Annotated in this window: 2 protein-coding genes; both read left to right on the forward strand. The window is 44.2% G+C overall.

Going from position 1 to position 4020, the window contains the following annotated elements; genetic code table 11:
- Positions 1-234 precede the first annotated feature (234 nt).
- Positions 235-2112: a DNA-directed RNA polymerase subunit gamma gene (locus AC2JBO_RS43660; RefSeq protein ID WP_496959863.1), complete on the forward strand. Its 1878-nt coding sequence runs from the start codon at positions 235-237 to the stop codon at positions 2110-2112.
- A 104-nt stretch (positions 2113-2216) separates the two neighbouring features.
- A partial coding sequence (locus AC2JBO_RS43665; RefSeq protein ID WP_496959864.1) for a DNA-directed RNA polymerase subunit beta'' occupies positions 2217-4020 on the forward strand: 1804 nt, incomplete at its 3' end.

Genomic DNA, 4020 nt, shown 5'->3' on the forward strand with positions numbered 1-4020 from the left:
GCTGAGTGCTGAGTGCTGAGTGCTGAGTGCTGAGTGCTGAGTGCTGAGTGCTGAGTGCTGAGTAAAAAGAAGTTTTAACTCCTAACTCCTAACTCGTACAGACGCGAGGAACATCGGGTCTCTACTCAGCACTCAGCACTTTCTACTCAGCACTAAAAAATTGAATACTCCTCACATCACAGTTAAAAACCCTGTGTGTTTAAACAACTTGTTAAGTTTCAACTGTAAATAAAAATGAGACCAGGACAAAACAACCAGTTCGATTACGTTAAAATCGGCTTGGCTTCACCCGAACGAATTCGTGTATGGGGTGAAAGAACTTTACCTAACGGTCAGGTCGTTGGAGAAGTAACTAAACCAGAAACGATTAATTACAGAACGTTGAAGCCAGAAATGGACGGGCTTTTCTGTGAGCGCATTTTTGGTCCAGCGAAAGATTGGGAATGTCACTGTGGTAAATATAAACGTGTTCGTCACCGTGGTATAGTTTGCGAACGATGTGGTGTGGAAGTTACTGAGTCGAGAGTTCGGCGCCACCGCATGGGGTACATTAAACTTGCAGCACCAGTGGCTCACGTTTGGTACTTAAAAGGTATTCCTTCTTATATTTCCATCCTGCTTGATATGCCGTTGCGGGATGTAGAACAAATTGTTTATTTCAACTCTTACGTTGTATTAAGTCAAGGTAATGCGGAAACTCTAACCTACAAGCAGCTACTTTCGGAAGACCAGTGGTTGGAAATCGAAGACCAAATCTATGCGGAAGATTCTCAACTTGTTGGTGTTGAAGTTGGTATTGGCGCCGAAGCGCTATTAAGGTTACTTGCCGATATTAACTTAGAGCAAGAAGCAGAAGATTTACGCGAAGAAATCAACACAGCCAAAGGTCAGAAAAGAGCTAAGTTAATCAAGCGTCTACGAGTTATTGACAATTTCATCGCGACTGGAAGTAAGCCTGAGTGGATGGTAATGACGGTTATTCCTGTAATTCCACCTGATTTACGTCCAATGGTGCAACTTGATGGTGGACGATTTGCAACTAGTGACTTAAACGATTTGTACCGTCGCGTAATTAATCGTAATAATCGTCTAGCACGTTTACAAGAAATTCTGGCGCCAGAAATTATCGTCCGTAACGAAAAACGGATGTTACAAGAAGCAGTAGACGCGCTCATCGATAATGGTCGTCGTGGACGCACGGTTGTAGGCGCCAATAACCGTCCTTTGAAGTCATTATCTGACATCATTGAAGGTAAACAAGGACGGTTCCGTCAAAACTTACTTGGTAAACGGGTTGACTACTCAGGTCGTTCTGTAATTGTAGTTGGACCTTCGTTGCACATCCACCAATGTGGGTTGCCGCGCGAAATGGCAATCGAATTATTTCAACCTTTTGTTATTAACCGCTTGATTCGTAGCGGCATGGTTAATAACATTAAAGCTGCCAAAAAACTAATTTCCCGTAACGACCCACAAGTTTGGGATGTTCTCGAAGAAGTTATCGAAGGACACCCAGTAATGCTTAACCGGGCGCCAACGCTACACCGTTTGGGTATTCAAGCCTTTGAACCAATATTAGTAGAAGGTCGAGCAATTCAATTACACCCACTAGTTTGCCCTGCATTTAACGCTGACTTTGATGGCGACCAAATGGCGGTACACGTACCACTCTCCTTGGAATCACAGGCAGAAGCACGGTTGTTGATGCTTGCTTCTAATAATATATTGTCACCTGCCACAGGTAGACCAATTATTACGCCTAGCCAAGACATGGTATTAGGAGCATACTATTTAACCGCAGAAAATCCAAATGCCACAAAGGGCAAGGGTTTGTATTTTTCTTCGCTTGATGACGTAATCATGGCATACGAGTCATCACAAGTTGATATCCATGCTTACATATACGTTAGATTTGACGGTGAAGTTGAGTCACCCGAACCAGACACTCAACCAGTCGAAGAAACATCTAATCCAGACGGAACTGTAACCAAAATGTACAAATTCCGCCGTGTTCGGGAAGATGAGTCGGGAAATCTAATTTCTCAGTATATACGCACAACTCCAGGTCGCGTTATCTACAATAAAGCGATTCAAGAAGCACTCGCAAGTTAGTGCTGAGTGGAAAGTGCTGAGTGCTGAGTATAAGAAGAACTTAATACTCAGCACTCAGTACTCAGCACTCAGTACTCAGCACTCAAAACTTTTAACTTATTATTATGGCATCAGAAAAGCACGTTTTTCGCAACCGTGTAGTTGACAAGGGTCAACTGCGGAATTTAATTTCTTGGTCGTTTATTAATTATGGAACCGCGCGCACTGCGGTGATGGCTGATAAACTCAAGACTTTGGGTTTTCGTTATGCCACAAAAGCAGGGGTATCCATCAGTGTTGATGATTTGATGGTTCCTCCAACTAAGCGTAACTTACTATTAGCTGCTGAGGAAGAAATCCGCGCAACTGAGGAACGTTATACTCGTGGGGAAATTACTGAAGTGGAACGCTTCCAAAAAGTAATTGATACTTGGAACGGAACTTCAGAAGCGCTCAAAGACGAAGTTGTTCGCCACTTCAAGAGTACTGACCCCCTCAACTCTGTATATATGATGGCGTTCTCTGGCGCCAGAGGTAACATTTCTCAGGTACGGCAGTTAGTTGGGATGCGGGGATTAATGGCAAATCCTCAAGGGGAAATTATTGACTTACCCATTAAAACCAACTTCCGTGAAGGTTTAACCGTTACTGAGTATATTATTTCCTCCTATGGTGCCCGTAAAGGACTAGTTGACACAGCCTTACGTACAGCAGACTCAGGATACCTTACCCGTCGTTTGGTGGACGTATCCCAAGACGTAATTATTCGGGAAATTGACTGCGGTACAGACCGGGGTATTCCCGTATCAGCAATGACCGAAGGTGATAAAACCTTAATTCCTTTGGCAACTCGTTTGATGGGACGAGTCCTAAACGAAAAGGTTGTACACCCCAAAACTAAAGAACTTATTGCCGAACGTAACACACCTGTTTCGGAAGAATTAGGTAAGCGTATCGAAAAATCTGGTGTTACCGAAGTTGTTGTTCGCTCTCCTCTAACTTGCGAAGCCGCGCGCTCCGTATGTCAACATTGTTACGGATGGAGTTTAGCACACGCCAAAATGGTAGACCTGGGCGAAGCAGTGGGAATCATTGCCGCGCAAAGTATCGGGGAACCTGGAACCCAGTTAACCATGCGTACTTTCCACACAGGTGGTGTATTCACAGGTGAGGTTGCTAAACAAGTACGCTCCGAACACGAAGGTGCCGTTAAGTTTACCAAAAAACTAAGAACACGTCCTTATCGTACTCGTCACGGTGAAGATGCTCTCATGGTAGAAACCAACGGTAATATTACAATTGAGGATAGCGCAGGAACCGTTACCGAAGTTGCCATTACCCAAGGTTCTACACTTTACGTCAACAGTGGTCAAAAAGTAAAAGTCGGACAACTGGTAGCAGAAGTCTTATTACCTGGACGTGGACGTGGTAACACCGAAAAAGCCGTAAAAGACGTTGCCACTGACCTAGCTGGTGAAGTTAAATTTCATGAAGTCGTTGCCGAACAAAAAACCGACCGTCAAGGTAACACAACCACAACAGCATCGCGCGGTGGATTAATCTGGATTTTATCCGGTGACGTATATAACTTACCACCCGGTGCCGAACTAGTTGTATCTGAAGGTGACAGCGTAGAAACAAACGGTGTTCTAGCAGAAACCCAGTTAACAACAGTACATGGTGGTGTAGTACGTTTACCACAAGCTGAACCAGGTAAGAGTACAAGAGAAATTGAAATAATTACCGCGTCGGTAGTACTTGACTCCGCAACAGTTACCTCCCAAAGCACACAAGGTCGTAATAATTATTTGGTAACAACTGGAAATAACCAAGTATTCAACCTACGCGCGACACCAGGAACAAAAGTCCAAAACGGTCAAGTCGTTGCAGAACTCATCGACGACCGCTACCGTACTACAACCGGTGGTT

Source organism: Calothrix sp. CBUCES-K 9914 (assembly GCF_059640475.1).